This window comes from Pseudomonas sp. MB-090624 (genome assembly GCF_003205245.1).
GTDB classification, from domain to species: Bacteria; Pseudomonadota; Gammaproteobacteria; order Pseudomonadales; family Pseudomonadaceae; genus Aquipseudomonas; species Aquipseudomonas juntendi.
In genome coordinates, this window is sequence record NZ_QJRK01000028.1 from 21,692 (window position 1) to 36,921 (window position 15,230).

A 15,230-nucleotide genomic window follows, 5' to 3' on the forward strand; every position below is an offset into this window, starting at 1 on the left:
CTACCAGCCGAACAGCTCACACGCGTTGCGGGTACTCGCTGCAGCCAGCTCGCCGGCCTCGACCCCCATCACTTGCGCCAGCGCACCGGCTATCTCGGGCAAATGCTCCGGGCTGTTCCTCACCCCTGGGAACATGGCCGGCGCCATGTCTGGCGCATCGGTCTCCAGCACCACGCTGTCCAGCGGCAGGCGCGCCAGGGTCTTGCGCAGCCGCAATGCCTGCGGCCAGGTCGCTGCACCGCCCAGCCCCAGCCGAAAGCCCAGCTTGATGTACTCGCGGGCCTCTTCATAACTGCCGGCAAAGGCATGCACCACCCCCGCCCGTGCCGGTTTGTAGCGCTTGAGCGTGGCAATTACCTGGGCATGGCTGCGGCGCACGTGCAACAGCGCCGGCAGCTGGAAATCACACGCCATCTGCAGTTGTGCTTCGAACAACGCCTGTTGGCGGGCCTTGTCCAGGTGTTCGAGGTAATAGTCCAGGCCAAATTCGCCCACTGCACACAGCCGTGGGTCACCGCGCAGGCGCTGCAGCCACTCGCGCAATTGCTGCAAGTGCTCGGGCCGATGCTGCTCCAGGTAGACCGGGTGCAGGCCCAGCGCGGCGTACAGGCCTGGTTCGGCGCCGGCCAGCGCCCACACCCGCTGGAAGTTCGCCTGGTACACCCCGAGCACGACCATTCGCTCCACACCGCGGGCCGCCGCGTTGGCCAGCAGGCGCGCGCGGTCGGCGTCGAAGTCGGGGAAGTCCAAGTGGGTGTGGGTGTCGATCAGGCGCATGTTCAGCCTGCGGCGATACGTTGTTTGAACGTACGGCCTATGGCATGCACGCCAGGTTCGTAGCGCTTTTCCTCGATGGCGGCCAGCGCCAGTTCCAGCGCAGTGGCGGCGATCAGGCCGTGCTGCTGGGCCATGGCATTGACCGGCAGTGGCAGGAAGTCCAGCAACTGGTTGTCGCCAAACGTGCCCAACTGCAGCTGCCGGGAGCCGGCGGGGCGCGCCTGCAGTGTGTCGAATACCCCTTGCAGCAGCACATACGAGGTGGTCACCAGGGCATCGGGCAGGCCCCCCAGGTCGTCGATCAGTTGCTGCATCAGGCGCTGGCCGCATGCCCGGCTGAAGGCTTCGCCCTGGTAGCGGCGCACGTCACCGGCATAGCTTTGCAGCGCTTCATCGAAACCACCTGCACGGGCCTGGCTGACCGACAGCTCCGGGCGGGCGCCGAGCAAGGCAATGCTGCGTGGCGCGGCGCGCAGCAGGCTGGCGGCCAGCTGGCGGCTGGCGTCGCGGTCGTCGCTGATCACCGAACAGAAATGCGCTGGGTTCAGGCGGCGGTCGATGGCGATCACCGGCAGGCCTTTGTTCTGCAGTTCGCGGTAGCTGTCATCTTCGGCTGGCAGGCAACTGGCAACGAACAGCGCATCGCAACGACGGGCGCGGAACAGTTGCTGCAACTGGCGTTCGCTTTCGGGTTGGTCATCGCTGCTGGCGATCAGCAACTGGTAGCCGCGGGCGCGGGCGCCCTGTTCCAGTTGCTTGGCAATGCGCGCGTAGCTGGGGTTCTCCAGATCCGGGAGAATGAACCCCAGGGTACGGGTATGCCGGCTGCGCAGGCCAGCAGCCTGTGGGTTGGGGGTGAAGCCGTGGGCCTCGACCACCGCGCGCACCCTGTCGACAGTGCTGCTGCTGATGCGTTGCTGTTCAGCCTTGCCATTGATGACGTAGCTGGCGGTGGTCACGGACACACCGGCCAGACGGGCGATATCGCTGAGTTTCACCGAATTTTCCTTGTTGTTACCGGGGCTGGCGGGCAGGCCGGGCCGGCTAGTTTGACCGCCTACCGGCCATCCGCGCAGACGACTATTGTCGCAATTGTCCGACAAGATGGGGCTTTTTCCTTGGCAGATTATCGAGTAACGTGGCCGCCTGGTCAGATTAAACGTTTCAGCTGCCGATTTTCTGCCTCGGCCGAGAAAGCTGCAAGCGTTAGGCTGGCAGCCCCAAGCTGCAAATTTCAACTTGCAAGCTATAAGAAAAAGCGTGTCGGTGCACTGTCCGCTTTCGCTTGCAACGCGCAGCTCGAGGCCTGCAGCCCGCCGCTGGCCGTTACGTGAATTTCACAACAATACTCCAGTACCCCAACGGGAACTGCATAAGGAGAAGGTCATGCTCGAGCTCGCCAAGGAGCAGATAGCCATGGGTCAGACGGCAGCCGACAAGGCTGAGGCCTTGCGCCTGCTGGCCGACCGGCTGGTTACCGATGGCTTGGTTGCCGACGGGTACTTGCAAGGGCTGCAAGCCCGTGAGGCGCAAGGCTCTACCTTCCTTGGCCAGGGCATCGCCATTCCCCATGGTACGCCGCAAACCCGTGACCTGGTGTATGCCACCGGCGTACGCCTGTTGCAGTTCCCTGAAGGGGTGGACTGGGGTGATGGGCAGATGGTCTACCTGGCCATCGGCATCGCTGCGCGTTCCGATGAACACCTGCGCCTGCTGCAACTGCTGACCCGTGCGCTGGGCGAAACCGACCTGGCCGAAGCGCTGCGCCGCGCCAGCTCCGCCGAGGCGTTGCTCAAGCTGCTGCAAGGCGCGCCGCAAGCGCTGGCCCTGGATGCGCAACTGGTCGGCCTGAACCTGCCAGCCGAAGACTTCGACGAACTGGCCTGGCGTGGGGCCCGGCTGTTGCAGCGCGCCGACTGCGTCGACAGCGGTTTTGCCGCCGTACTGCAGCAGGCCGAGCCGCTGCCGCTGGGCGAAGGCCTGTGGTGGCTGCACAGCGAGCGCCAGGTGCGCCAGCCAGGCCTGGCCTTCGTCACCCCGCAACAGCCGCTGCGCTACCGTGACCAGCCGCTCAATGGCCTGTTTTGCCTGGCCAGCCTCGGCGCGGCCCACCAGGCCTTGCTGGAGCGGCTGTGCGAAGTGCTGATCGAAGGCCGCGGGCAGACGCTCTACCAGGCCACCAGTAGCCGTGCGGTGCTGGAGGTTCTGGGAGGCGAGGCGCCGCCAGACTGGCCCTGCGCCCGCGTGGTGCTGGCCAACCCGCATGGGCTGCATGCCCGCCCGGCCAAGGTGCTGGCGCAACTGGCCAAAGGCTTTGAAGGGGACATCCGCGTGCGCCTGGCCGACAGCGCCCAGCCAGCGGTGTCGGTGAAGAGCCTGAGCAAGCTGCTCAGCCTGGGCGCCCGCCGTGGCCAGGTGCTGGAATTGCTCGCCGAACCCGCGGTTGCCGCCGATGCCTTGCCAGCGCTGCTGGCCGCCATCGAGCAGGGTCTGGGCGAGGAAGTCGAGCCGCTGCCACAGGGCACCAGCGCTGAACCGGAGGCCGCGCCCGAGGTGGTACAAGAGCCACCGGCCGGGAGCCGCATTCAAGGCGTGGGCGCCGCCCCAGGCATCGCCAGCGGCCCCGCGCACGTGTGTGTCGAGCGCGAGTTCGACTACCCCCTGCGTGGCGAGTCGTGCACGCAGGAGCGGCAGAAGCTGCGCGACGCCCTGGCGGTCGTGAGCAGTGAACTGCAGGCGCTGGTGCAGCGCAGCGACAAAGCCATTGGCGAGATTTTCGTCACCCACCAGGAGATGCTTGCCGACCCCGCCCTGACCGACGATGTCGAACAGCGCCTGGCCCAAGGCGAGAGCGCCGCCGCCGCGTGGATGGCGGTGATCGAGGCCGCGGCCCGCCAGCAGGAGGCCTTGCATGATGCCTTGCTGGCCGAGCGCGCCGCCGACCTGCGTGACGTGGGCCGTCGCGTGCTGGCGCAGTTGTGCGGGGTGCAGGCGCAAGTGGAACCCGAGCAGCCCTACGTGCTGGTCATGACCGAAGTGGGCCCCTCCGATGTCGCCCGGCTGGACCCGAGCCGGGTGGCCGGTATCGTCACCGCCCAGGGCGGCGCGACCGCGCACAGCGCCATCGTCGCTCGGGCCCTGGGTATCCCCGCGGTGGTTGGCGCAGGGGCCGCGATACTGCTGCTGCAAAGCGGTACACCGCTGCTGCTCGATGGCCAGCGCGGTACGGTCAGCGTGGCGCCGCCGGCCGATGAGCTGCAACGCGCGCTGGCCGAGCGCGACCAGCGCGAGCAGCGTTTGCAGGCTGCCTGGGCCAGCCGTTTCGAGCCCGCGGTTACCCGTGATGGGCATGCAGTCGAGGTGTTTGCCAACATCGGCGAAAGCACTGGCATCGCCAAGGTGGTGGACCAAGGTGCCGAGGGCGTGGGCCTGCTGCGCACCGAGCTGATTTTCATGGCGCACCCTCAAGCGCCGGACGTGGCCACCCAGGAGGCCGAGTACCGCCGTGTGCTCGATGGCCTGGACGGGCGGCCGCTGGTAGTGCGTACCCTGGATGTCGGCGGTGACAAACCGTTGCCGTACTGGCCGATTGCAGCCGAAGAAAACCCGTTCCTTGGCGTGCGCGGCGTGCGCTTGACCCTGCAGCGCCCGCACCTCATGGAAGACCAGTTGCGTGCGTTGCTGCGGGCCGCCGACCAGCGGCCGCTGCGTATCATGTTCCCCATGGTCGGCCAGGTGCACGAATGGCGTGAGGCGCGGGCCATGGTCGAGCGTTTGCGTGCCGAAATCCCGGTCGCCGACCTGCAACTGGGCATCATGGTCGAGGTCCCCTCGGCAGCCCTGCTGGCGCCACAGCTGGCCCGCGAAGTGGACTTTTTCAGCATCGGCACCAACGACCTGACGCAGTACACCCTGGCCATCGATCGTGGCCACCCGAGCCTCTCGGCCCAGGCCGACGGCCTGCACCCGGCGGTGCTCAGCCTGATCGACATGACGGTGCGTGCCGCCCATGCCCATGGCAAATGGGTAGGTGTGTGCGGTGAGCTGGCGGCCGACCCGCAAGCGGTCGCCGTGTTGCTGGGCCTGGACGTGGATGAACTCAGCGTCGCCGCGCGCAGCATTGCCGAAGTCAAGGCCCTGGTCCGCCAGGCCGATCACCAGACGGCCCGCGCCCTGGCGCGCGAGGCCCTGCAACAGGACAGCGCGGCAGCGGTACGCGCGCTGGTGGAGCGTTACTGAATGGCCAAGATCCTCACCCTTACCCTGAACCCGGCGCTGGATATCACCATCGGCCTGGGCACCTTGCGCCCAGGGCAAGTCAACCGCAGCCAGGCGCAGCACAGCCACGCCGCCGGCAAGGGGCTGAATGTCGCCCAGGTGCTGGCCGACCTGGGGCACAGCGTAACCGTGGGCGGCTTCCTCGGGGGTGACAACCTGCAACCGTTCGAGGCGCTGATCGAAACCCGCGGCTTCGCCGACTGTTTTGTCCGCGTGTCGGGTGAAACCCGCAGCAACATAAAGCTGGTCGAAGCCGATGGCCGCGTGACCGACATCAACGGCCAAGGCCCGCAGGTGGACCAGGCGGCGCGCGATGCCTTGCTCAGCCGCCTGGCCCAGGTCGCGCCAGGCCACGATGCGGTGGTGGTGGCCGGCAGCCTGCCGCGTGGGGTCAGCGCCGAGTGGTTCCAACAATTGCTCGAACAGCTCAAGGCCCAAGGCCTCAAGGTGGCCCTGGACAGCAGCGGTGAAGCTTTGCGGGCCGGTTTGCAAAGCGCGCCGTGGCTGGTCAAGCCCAACACCGAAGAGCTGGGCGAAGTGCTCGGCGAGGCTGTGGTTACCCAGGCGCAGCAAGGCGCCGCTGCCGAGCGCCTGTTGGCCAGCGGCATCGAACACGTGGTGGTATCGGCGGGTGAGGAGGGGGTCAGCTGGTACATGCGCGACCGCGTGCTGCACGCAGTCCCGCCCACGGTGCGGGTCGCCAGCACGGTAGGGGCAGGGGATTCCCTGGTCGCCGGCATGGTGCATGGCCTGCTGCAGGGCGAAGCGCCCGCGCAGACCTTGTCCCGGGCCACCGCCATCGCCGCCCAGGCCGTCACCCAGGTAGGCTTCGGCATCTGCGACCGTGAGCAACTGGCTCGGCTGCAGGCGGCCGTGCAACTGACAGAACAACAAGAGGGTTGCCGATGAACATTGCCATTGTCACCGCCTGCCCTAATGGCCAGGTGTCGAGTTTGCTGAGTGCCCGCTTGCTGTCTGCCGCAGCCCAGCGGCGCGGTTGGAGCACCAGTGTCGAGGTGCAGGATGCCGAACACCCCGAGCGGCAACTGAGCGCGACGCAAATCGCCGAGGCCGACTGGGTGCTGGTGGTCAGCACCGGCCCGGTTGACCTGTCCCGCTTCGTCGGCAAGCGCCTGTTCCAGAGCACGCCGTCGCAGGCCCTGGCTGACCGCGAAGGTTTCCTCGATGAGGCGGCGGCCAACGCCCGCTTGCTGACGGATGTGCCAGGCAAACCGGCGCTGGAAGAGCGTTCTGCCGGCGTTAAGATTGTTGCAGTCACAGCCTGCCCGACCGGTGTGGCTCACACCTTCATGGCCGCGGAGGCTTTGCAGCAGGCAGCGCAACAAGTGGGCTACCAGCTCACCGTGGAAACCCAGGGCTCGGTCGGCGCACGCAACCCGTTGTCTGCCGAAGCCATCGCCCAGGCCGATGTGGTGCTGCTGGCCGCCGACATCGAGGTGCCCACCGCCCGCTTCGCCGGCAAACGTATTTACCGCTGTGGTACCGGGGTCGCCCTCAAGCAGGCGCGGGCCACGCTGGACAAGGCCTTGGCCGAAGGCAAGGTGGAAAACAGCGCCGATGCCGCGGCGGCCGCGCCCGCCAAGGGTGAAAAGACCGGGGTGTACAAGCACCTGCTGACTGGCGTGTCGTTCATGCTGCCGATGGTGGTGGCGGGCGGCCTGCTGATCGCGCTGTCATTCGTGTTCGGCATCGAGGCCTACAAGGAGCCCGGCACCTTGCCGGCGGCGCTGATGCAGATTGGTGGCGAAGCGGCCTTCAAACTGATGGTGCCACTGCTGGCGGGCTATATTGCCTGGTCTATCGCCGACCGCCCCGGGTTGGCGCCGGGCATGATCGGTGGCCTGCTGGCGAGCACCCTGGGTGCCGGCTTCATTGGCGGCATCGTGGCCGGTTTCCTGGCGGGCTACAGCGCCAAGGCCATCGCCCGCTGGGCTCGTTTGCCCAGCAGCCTGGAGGCGCTCAAGCCGATCCTGATCATCCCGTTGCTGGCGAGCCTGTTCACCGGCCTGGTGATGATCTACGTGGTCGGCCAGCCGGTTGCAGCCATGCTGGAAGGCCTTACCCGCTTCCTGGACAGCATGGGCACCACCAACGCCATTCTGCTGGGGCTTTTGCTGGGCGGCATGATGTGTGTCGACCTTGGCGGGCCGATCAACAAGGCCGCCTATGCGTTCTCGGTGGGGCTGCTGGCCTCGTCGAGCTACGCCCCCATGGCCGCTACCATGGCGGCGGGCATGGTGCCGCCCATCGGCCTGGGTATCGCCACCTTCATCGCCCGGCGCAAGTTCGCGCAAAGCGAGCGCGAGGCCGGTAAGGCGGCCCTGGCGTTGGGGCTGTGCTTCATCTCGGAAGGGGCGATCCCGTTTGCTGCCAAAGACCCGCTGCGGGTTATTCCGGCCAGTGTCGCCGGTGGTGCGTTGACCGGGGCATTGTCGATGTACTTCGGCTGCAAGCTGATGGCCCCGCATGGCGGCTTGTTCGTGCTGCTGATCCCTAATGCGATCAACCACGCGCTGCTGTACCTGTTGGCGATCGTCGCGGGCAGTTTGCTCACGGCGGTGGTCTATGCCGTGATCAAGAAGAGTGAGCGGGTAGAGCTGGCTGTGGCGCCCGTTAAAGGCTAGCGGTTTGTATAGGCAGTACTGGCCTCTTCGCGGGTAAGCCCGCTCCTACAGGCATTTCGCAGGCTTGCAGATTGCGCGGGCCACCTGAGGGAGCGGGTTCACCCGTGCTTCTGCCGCAATGGCTTTAGCAGATCACCCAGGCCGTTATGGTCGATCTCATGCATCAACGCCAGCAACCCCCCCAGTTCCCCCGTAGGGAAACCCTTGCGTGCGAACCAGGCCAGGTAGTCTCCCGGCAGGTCGGCAATGCATCGCCCCTGGTATTTGCCGAAGGGCATCGTGCGGGTCACCAACAGTTCCAGGGTTTCGGGTTTCATCAGAAGAGACCGGGTTGTGACGAAGCGCTGACCATACTGCAATCTGCACGAGCCCCCAAGCGGTAATCATGCAGAACACCGGTATCCGGCTTTTCTGCGTCTGATGTAAGTCATTGATATTGAAGGACATACAAGATAATTCCAGGTTGGCATGAACACTGCTCCTATCCAGATGACTATCACCTGCCAAGGAGCTTTACCATGAGCAACCCGAACAAAGACGTGATCGATGTACTGAACGACCTGATCGAGTACAGCAAGGACGGCGAGAAAGGTTTTCGTGAGTCGGCCGATGATGTCAAGAATCCAGAGCTGAAAGCGTTCTTCGTACAGCGTGCTGGAGAATGTGCCAATGCGGCTGCTGAGCTGCAGAGCGAGGTTCGCCGCCTGGGTGGCGATCCGGAAACCTCCACCAGCATTAGCGGCGACCTTCATCGCGGCTGGGTCAGCCTGAAATCGATGGTTACCGGTAAAGACGAAGAGTCCGTGCTCAATGAGGTCGAGCGTGGCGAGGACCATGCGCTCAAGGCATACAAGGAAGCCCGCGAGAAGCTGGTTAAACTGGGCCGTATTGCTTCCGACAATTCCTATGCCCTGGTGGAAAAACAGCTGCAAGGCGTGCAGCGCAACCACGACCAGGTGAAGGCACTGCGCAACGCTGCCCGCGCTCGCTCTTAAGCCTCTGGCCCTTCTACCCGGTTACGGCCTTTGGCCTTGGCCCGGTAGAGGGCCTCGTCCGCAGCACCCAGCAACCTGGCAAGGTCGTACTGGGTGCCGGACAACCCGATGCCGATGCTGACCGTGACCCCACGGGCATCATCGGCAAACGGTGCCAGCCCCTCTACGCTCAGGCGGATGCGTTCAGCCATCAGTTGAGCACCTGCCAGGTCGGTTTCCGGCAGTACTACCTGAAATTCCTCCCCACCATAGCGCGCAGCCAGGTCTGCAGGGCGCCTCAGGCATGCCTCGATTGCCTTGGCCACCTCGCGCAGGGCATGGTCGCCACCGGCATGACCATGGCGCTGGTTGAATGCCTTGAAATGGTCGACATCCACCATCAGCAACGCCAACGGCGTGTGATTGCGCTGCGCCCGCGCCCACTCCTGCCGCAATACCTGGTCCAGCCGCCGGCGGTTTGCCAGGCCGGTGAGGCTGTCGGTAGCTGCCAGTGTCGCCAAGCCCTGTTCGGCTTCGTGGCGGCGGCGCAATTCCCGGCCCAGCAGCAAGGTGAGCCAGAGGATGCCGATGCACAATACGCCCGTGGCGACACTGACCACCGTGGCGGTACGGCGCCACGACTGGAACACCTCGTCAGCTGAATGCTGCACCAGCACGATCAGCGGTAACTGCGCTACCCGGGCGAAGGTGAACATGCGTGGCTGGCCGTTACTGGTCGCGGGGGCGGTGAAACTCCCGTGCTGCTCGCGGAGAATGCGTTTGAAATTCGGCCGAGTGGCAAAATTGGTACCGATCCCAAGCGTTTCCGGGCGCGAGGTTTGCCGGGCGAGCAATTGCCCATCCGTGTTCAGCAGGCTGATGCTGCTGTCGTCGCCGATGTCCAGGCGCCGGAACAGGTCGTTGAAGTACGACAGGCGCAGCGCCCCGGCGGCGACCCCGGCAAACTCGCCTTGCGGCCCGGAAATACGCCGGCTGAAGCTGATGCACCAGTCCAGGTCACCCAGTTTGGCCTTGAATGGCGGGCCCACCAGCAGCCCCAGGTGAGCATTGCGCTGGTGCGCCCTGAAGACCCCGGTATCGCCAAAGTTGGCCTGGCGCGGCACGCTGCTGGTGGAGTCACCGACCACGTTGCCTTGCTTGTCCAGCCAAAGCACGTCACCGCGTTGGCGGTCGACGAACGCCTCATTGAACAGCAGACGCTGGCGCAACGGGCCGGGAATTTCCGGAAGCTCCTTGCGCCCAACGGCCCAGATCAACCCTTTGAGCGATTGGTCGTACAGCTCGGCATTGCGCAGGATGTCGCTTTCGATCAGTTGCACGATGTTGTTGGCTGAACGCACGGCCGACTGCTCGACGCTGTCCCGCTCGCGGGCCAGCAGGTAGCTGACGATCGCCACGATAGCGAGCACGGCAAGGCAACTGCCCAAATTGAGGATCAGCTCGGGGTGCGACCTGTAAAATGCTCGAGGCGGGGATTGGGTGGGCATGGTCGCTACTGCAGGGGCAGGGCCATTCGCGGCGGCGGTATTCTAGGGAAGCATGGATTGTCGGACAAGATTTGTCCGACGGAATCACGCTGTACTGCATGTTGGATTTACGCTGAACCCTGTGGGAGCGGGCGGGCCCGCGAAGCAAGTGTTGCGGTGTATGGCACCGGCTTCACCGGTGTTCGCGGGCATGCCCGCTCCCACAGGGATCGCCTCAGGGCTGACAGGTGATTGCCACAAGGTATGGCAGCGCCTGTTAGAGCGAGCGCCGCCCGCGCGGCGCAATCGCGAGCTGCGCTCGCTCCTACGTTTGTTTCGGGCCAATTATTCCTGTGGGATTTGCGCGCGAACGCCTTGGTGCATGCCTCAATATCGCGCCGTACAAACAAGGCGGCCGCGCGCGCCTGTCACAGGCGTTACTGGCCCGAAACAAACGTAGGAGCGAGCGCAGCTCGCGATTGCGCCGCGCGGGCGGCGCTCGATCTCACAGGCGCTGAAGATGCTCCGGCTACCCTTGCCAGGAACCATAGAATCTCCCACAGGCGTTCAGGTGTGCTGCCTGCCAACGAGGGTCAGAACACGTTCACGGGGTAATCGACGATCACCCGCAGTTCATCGTTGTCGCTGTTGCTGTCGATCGAGGCATAGCCCTGGCTGCCACGGTGGGTGGCATAGCGCACCAGCACCGACAGGTCCTTCAGGTCACCCTCCTGGAACACGTACTTCAGGTCCAGGTCGCGTTCCCAATGCATGGCGTTCTTGCCATCGGCACGGTAGTAGTCGTAATGGGTGGTGTCCTGGGTGGCCTTGGTCAGGTCTGCTTCGCCGCGCGAATAGGACAGCGAGCTGGTCAGGCCAGGTACGCCGACACCTGCGAAGTCATAGTTGTACTGCAGCTTCCACGACCGCTCGTTGGGGGCGTTGAAGTCCGAGTACATGCGCGAGTTGTCCAGGTACACGCTGTCGCCCAGGTTGATGTAGTCGAACGGGGTGTTGCCATTGACCCGCTGGTAGGCGGCGGTGACGCTGTGGTACCCGGCGTTGACGGTGAAGTGCACGCTGTAGGTGTTGTTGTCGATCTTGCCCAGCAGGGCCTGGCCGGTGTCCTGGGTGTGATAGAAGTGCACACCGGGGTTCAGGCTGACCAGATCGCTGACCACGTAGGTGTAGTCGAAATCAGCGTAGTACTGGTTCCAGATGTCCTTCAGTTCGGCGGCGTACAGGTTGGCGGTGATGTTCGGCGTACCGCTCCAGGAGGCACCAGCCCAGTTCAGGTGCTTGCTCTTGTCGTGTTCGTCGAGCGAGCCGTAGTAGGTGTCGATGCGGCGGTGGCCACTCTGGTTGTACGGGTGGGTGAAGCTCACCTGGCCGCCTTCGAGCAGCAAACCGTCGACGCTGGTGTTGGTCAGGCTCACACCGCGGAAGGTTTGCGGCAGCATGCGGGTTTCGCCGCCGGCAATCACCGGGTTGGTGAGGAACAGGTCACCGGCCTTCAGTTCTGTGTCGAAGGCTTTGAGCTTGACTGCAGCGCCAGCGGTGGAAAACGAATGCGGCGCAGCACCCAGTTCGCCGTCGTCCTTGATGTGCGCTGGCAGGATGCTGGTGCCGGCATGGCCGCCGCCACCGTCGAGCTTCAGGCCCAGCATGGCATGGGCGTCCAGGCCAAAACCGACCGTGCCTGGGGTGTAGCCCGACTCGAACCGCGCTACTGCGCCCTGGCCCCACTCGCGGGTATCGCGCACGCCGGCGTTGTGGTTGTCGCGGTTGAAGTAGGCATTGCGCAAATGCAGATTGAAGGACGACCCTTCGATGAAGCCCTCAGCCTTGTCTTCATCTGCCTGGGCGGCGCAAGGGATCGTTGCAGTCAATGCAATGAAAAACGGGGTGAAACGAAACGCGGAAGGCACCGGTAGAAGCTCCTTTGGTCTGACGGTGGGGCAGTTTTTATTTTGAATGTGCGTCTTTCTTATGGGTAAACGTTACAGCCGGGCTGAGAGTTACGGGCACATAAAAAAAAGCCGCTGATGGGCAGCGGCTTTAAAAGGCTAACATATCGGCACAGGCTGTGCCCATGGCGTAGCCAAGGGAAAGTGGAAGCAACAACAGCGCCTGATCAGCTGTCGGCTTTGGCATCGACAGAGGCCTTGGAAGCTGTCTGTTCAGCATCTTTCATCACGTCGGCCTTGTGTGCGGCAACGCTTTCGCGGGCCTCCTGGTGCACGGCGGCGAGTTCGCTGTTACGGTTGACGAACGCCGGCGATTCTTCGGCCATGGCCAGGGGCGACAACAACAGGGACGACAGGACGAAAACGCTGGCAATACCCATACTGTTGGACATTTGAAACTACCTTCTTGCTGTGCAAGTGCTAATGAGGACGGGCTAAAGTTAGTCCTTTCATTGCACTTGATACAGAGCGAAGTGCGATAAGCACTGTTGCGCAAAAGGTAACGATCTACGCAAAAAGCAATAGGGCTTTCGTCTGCAAGCCGCAGGCTAGACGCGGCCGCTCCTACAGGTCGGGAGCTGGATACCGAATGTATTCGCCCCGGCTTCACTGCGCACGAATACGTCCCCGCCATGCATCAGCGCAATTGCCTTGACGATGGCCAGGCCCAAGCCATGATTACCGCCCCCGCTGTTGCTGCGCGCCGCATCCACCCGGTAGAAACGCTCGAACAGCAGCGGCAGGTGCTCGTCGGCAATTGCCGGCCCCGGGTTGCTCACGGCAATGCTGACTTGCTGCGGCCCGGGGACGATCCTTACCTGGATCACCTGGTGCGGCGCCGTATGCTGCACGGCATTGTTCAGCAGGTTGATCAACGCCCGGCGCAATTGGGCTTTTTCGATGGGAACCTGGGCATCGCCACTGACGCTGACGCTGACCTGCGCATCTTCGAGAATGTAGGAGCGGCCTTGTGTCGCGATGGGCTGCATGGCAGCCCCGGCAATTGCCGCCCTGTCACTGAGCCAGGGGCTGCTTCGCACCCCATCGCGACACAAGGCCGCTCCTACAGGTCGGGAGCTGGATACCGAATGTATTCGCCCCGGCTTCACTGCGCACGAACACGTCCCCGCCATGCATCAGCGCAATTGCCTTGACGATGGCCAGGCCCAAGCCATGGTTACCGCCCCCGCTGTTGCTGCGCGCCGCATCCACCCGGTAGAAACGCTCGAACAGCAGCGGCAGGTGCTCGTCGGCAATTGCCGGCCCCGGGTTGCTCACGGCAATGCTGACTTGCTGCGGCCCGGGGACGATCCTTACCTGGATCACCTGGTGCGGCGCCGTATGCTGCACGGCATTGTTCAGCAGGTTGATCAACGCCCGGCGCAATTGGGCTTTTTCGATGGGAACCTGGGCATCGCCACTGACGCTGACGCTGACCTGCGCATCTTCGAGAATGTAGTCAAGGTAGTCGAGGGTGGTCGCCACCTCTTCGGCCAGCGATGCCTGGGTCAGGGCAGTGGCTTTGCTGCCCTGGTCGGCACTGGCCAGGAACAGCATGTCGTTGATGATACTGCGCAGGCGCTCCAGCTCTTCCAGGTTCGATTGCAGCACTTCGAAGTAGTGCTCGGCGCTGCGCCCGCGGGTCAGCGCCACCTGGGTCTGGCCGATCAGGTTGGTCAGCGGCGAACGCAGCTCGTGGGCAACGTCGGCATTGAACGCTTCCAGCCTTGAATAGGCCTGGCTGACCCGGTCGAGCGCGGCGTTGAAGGCACTGGCGAACTGCGCCAGCTCAGGGGCCAGGGCCTGGGTTTGCAGGCGCCCGTCCAGGCGTGGCGGGGCCAGTGCCTGGGCCTCCCTGGAAAGCGCCAGCAAAGGGCGCAAGCCGATGCGCGCGACCCAGTAGCCCAGCACCGAGGCCAGCAGCACGCCAAGCACCGCCAGCCCGATGATCGCCAGCAGCAGGCTGTGCTGGGCCTGCCAGAAGGTTTCGGTGTCGATGCCGATCATGAACCGCAGTGGCGGGCGCTGGCCTAGCGCCGGCAGCTCGCTGACCAGCACTTTGTACGGGTAGGGGTGGTCCGGCAGGCGCAGGTCGCGCATGCCCGGCGCGCCCTCGGCGAACTGGCGCACCCGCGCGCTGGGCTGGCCATATTCATAGGCGGGGTCGCTACCGACCACCCAGAAACGGATGCGCTTGTCTTCCTCGCTCAGCAGGTTCAGCTTGTTGATGATCTTGGCCCAGTGCTCGGGCGTGCCGTAGCGGTTGAGTGTGGATTCGAGCACGTTGAAGCGCGCCTCCAGCTCGGCTTGCGGCAGCAGATCGAGGCTGCGGTCGACCTGGCGATACAGGGCCGAACCGATCAGCAGGAACACGGCCAACGCCACCAGGATGAACAACGCCGACAAACGCAGCGCAATCGAGTTACCCCGCACGGTTTTCCAGGACATAACCCATGCCTCGAATGGTGTGCAGCAGTTTCTGGTCGAACGGCCCGTCGAGCTTGGCCCGCAGGCGTTTGATCGCGACCTCGACCACGTTGGCGTCGCTGTCGAAATTGATGTCCCAGACCAGTTCGGCAATTGCCGTCTTCGACAGGATTTCCCCCTGCCGGCGGGCCAGCACGCTGAGCAGCGAGAACTCTTTGGCGGTCAGGTCCAGGCGCTGGCCGGCCCGCGTGGCCTTGCGTGCCATCAGGTCGATCCACAGGTCGGCCACCTGAACCTGCAGGGGCTCATGGCTGCTGCTGCGGCGGGTCAGTGCCTGCAGCCGGGCCACCAGTTCCAGAAACGAAAATGGCTTGCCCAGGTAGTCATCGGCGCCTTCGCGCAGGCCACGAATACGGTCTTCGACCCGCTCACGGGCGGTCAGCATGATCACCGGGGTCTGCTTGCGCGCACGCAGGGCGCGGAGCACGCCGTAACCGTCCAGCCCGGGCAGCATCACATCCAGCACAATGACGGCATAGTCGCCCTCCAGGGCCAGGTGCAGGCCATCGATGCCATCGCGCGCCAGGTCCACACTGAAGCCTTGCTCGGTGAGGCCGCGATGCAGGTAGTCGGCGGTTTTTTCTTCGTCTTCGATGATCAGCACACGCATGGTCT

At 64.5% G+C, this 15,230-nt stretch carries 12 protein-coding genes and 1 pseudogene; 4 read left to right on the forward strand and 9 right to left on the reverse strand.

The genetic code is table 11. The features are described from left to right. Nucleotides 1-777, reverse strand: a complete 777-nt coding sequence (locus DMX12_RS16595; protein WP_110678742.1) for a TatD family hydrolase — start codon at nucleotides 775-777, stop codon at nucleotides 1-3. 2 nt (nucleotides 778-779) lie between these two features. Further along, nucleotides 780-1,775 (reverse strand): catabolite repressor/activator, encoded by a 996-nt coding sequence (gene cra, locus DMX12_RS16600; protein WP_110678745.1) that lies wholly within the window; start codon nucleotides 1,773-1,775, stop codon nucleotides 780-782. Nucleotides 1,776-2,163: 388 nt separating this feature from the next. Here cra and ptsP point away from each other — a divergent pair, with 388 nt between their 5' ends. The 3 genes from ptsP to DMX12_RS16615 are packed head-to-tail and all read left to right on the forward strand — an operon-like array spanning nucleotide 2,164 to nucleotide 7,700. Beyond that, nucleotides 2,164-5,016, forward strand: a complete 2,853-nt coding sequence (gene ptsP / locus DMX12_RS16605) for a phosphoenolpyruvate--protein phosphotransferase (RefSeq protein ID WP_110678747.1) — start codon at nucleotides 2,164-2,166, stop codon at nucleotides 5,014-5,016. Next, nucleotides 5,017-5,964, forward strand: a complete 948-nt coding sequence (gene pfkB / locus DMX12_RS16610; protein WP_110678749.1) for a 1-phosphofructokinase — start codon at nucleotides 5,017-5,019, stop codon at nucleotides 5,962-5,964. Further along, on the forward strand, nucleotides 5,961-7,700 hold the full coding sequence (locus tag DMX12_RS16615; RefSeq protein WP_009682710.1) for a PTS fructose-like transporter subunit IIB: 1,740 nt from the start codon (nucleotides 5,961-5,963) through the stop codon (nucleotides 7,698-7,700). The genes pfkB and DMX12_RS16615 overlap by 4 nt, the downstream gene beginning before the upstream one ends. Before the next feature lie 98 nt (nucleotides 7,701-7,798). Here DMX12_RS16615 and DMX12_RS16620 read toward each other — a convergent pair whose 3' ends face one another. Beyond that, entirely contained in the window at nucleotides 7,799-8,017 is a 219-nt protein-coding gene (locus tag DMX12_RS16620) for a DUF3820 family protein (RefSeq protein ID WP_009682711.1), read from the reverse strand. 201 nt (nucleotides 8,018-8,218) lie between these two features. Between DMX12_RS16620 and DMX12_RS16625 the strand changes: the two genes are divergently transcribed. Continuing rightward, on the forward strand, nucleotides 8,219-8,695 hold the full coding sequence (locus tag DMX12_RS16625) for a PA2169 family four-helix-bundle protein (protein WP_054911435.1): 477 nt from the start codon (nucleotides 8,219-8,221) through the stop codon (nucleotides 8,693-8,695). On the opposite strand, the gene DMX12_RS16630 is transcribed toward DMX12_RS16625, so the two are convergent. From DMX12_RS16630 to DMX12_RS16660, 6 genes and pseudogenes are all read right to left on the reverse strand, one after another. Beyond that, nucleotides 8,692-10,182 carry a sensor domain-containing diguanylate cyclase gene (locus tag DMX12_RS16630; protein ID WP_110678751.1) on the reverse strand — a complete coding sequence of 497 codons (1,491 nt, stop codon included), beginning with the start codon at nucleotides 10,180-10,182 and terminating at the stop codon, nucleotides 8,692-8,694. The genes DMX12_RS16625 and DMX12_RS16630 overlap by 4 nt on opposite strands. A gap of 572 nt (nucleotides 10,183-10,754) precedes the next feature. Next, entirely contained in the window at nucleotides 10,755-12,089 is a 1,335-nt protein-coding gene (locus DMX12_RS16640) for an OprD family porin (protein WP_110678758.1), read from the reverse strand. Between the two features lie 206 nt (nucleotides 12,090-12,295). Beyond that, nucleotides 12,296-12,520: a hypothetical protein gene (locus DMX12_RS16645; protein WP_029888076.1), complete on the reverse strand. Its 225-nt coding sequence runs from the start codon at nucleotides 12,518-12,520 to the stop codon at nucleotides 12,296-12,298. A gap of 156 nt (nucleotides 12,521-12,676) precedes the next feature. Continuing rightward, nucleotides 12,677-13,087 (reverse strand): annotated as a pseudogene (locus tag DMX12_RS16650) (ATP-binding protein); the annotation flags it as partial. Nucleotides 13,088-13,142: 55 nt separating this feature from the next. Next, on the reverse strand, nucleotides 13,143-14,576 hold the full coding sequence (locus tag DMX12_RS16655; protein WP_110678761.1) for a heavy metal sensor histidine kinase: 1,434 nt from the start codon (nucleotides 14,574-14,576) through the stop codon (nucleotides 13,143-13,145). Next, nucleotides 14,551-15,225 (reverse strand): heavy metal response regulator transcription factor, encoded by a 675-nt coding sequence (locus DMX12_RS16660; RefSeq protein WP_054890587.1) that lies wholly within the window; start codon nucleotides 15,223-15,225, stop codon nucleotides 14,551-14,553. The genes DMX12_RS16655 and DMX12_RS16660 overlap by 26 nt, the downstream gene beginning before the upstream one ends. Between the last annotated feature and the right edge of the window lie 5 nt (nucleotides 15,226-15,230).

Excerpts from the sequence above, each read along its gene's own strand:
- DMX12_RS16630 (WP_110678751.1), bottom strand. The coding sequence starts at position 10,182 with ATGCCCACCCAATCCCCGCCTCGAGCATTTTACAGGTCGCACCCCGAG.
- DMX12_RS16645 (WP_029888076.1), bottom strand. The coding sequence starts at position 12,520 with ATGTCCAACAGTATGGGTATTGCCAGCGTTTTCGTCCTGTCGTCCCTG.
- DMX12_RS16620 (WP_009682711.1), bottom strand. The coding sequence starts at position 8,017 with ATGAAACCCGAAACCCTGGAACTGTTGGTGACCCGCACGATGCCCTTC.
- DMX12_RS16660 (WP_054890587.1), bottom strand. The coding sequence starts at position 15,225 with ATGCGTGTGCTGATCATCGAAGACGAAGAAAAAACCGCCGACTACCTG.
- DMX12_RS16595 (WP_110678742.1), bottom strand. The coding sequence starts at position 777 with ATGCGCCTGATCGACACCCACACCCACTTGGACTTCCCCGACTTCGAC.
- pfkB (WP_110678749.1), top strand. The coding sequence starts at position 5,017 with ATGGCCAAGATCCTCACCCTTACCCTGAACCCGGCGCTGGATATCACC.
- ptsP (WP_110678747.1), top strand. The coding sequence starts at position 2,164 with ATGCTCGAGCTCGCCAAGGAGCAGATAGCCATGGGTCAGACGGCAGCC.
- DMX12_RS16655 (WP_110678761.1), bottom strand. The coding sequence starts at position 14,576 with ATGTCCTGGAAAACCGTGCGGGGTAACTCGATTGCGCTGCGTTTGTCG.
- DMX12_RS16625 (WP_054911435.1), top strand. The coding sequence starts at position 8,219 with ATGAGCAACCCGAACAAAGACGTGATCGATGTACTGAACGACCTGATC.
- DMX12_RS16615 (WP_009682710.1), top strand. The coding sequence starts at position 5,961 with ATGAACATTGCCATTGTCACCGCCTGCCCTAATGGCCAGGTGTCGAGT.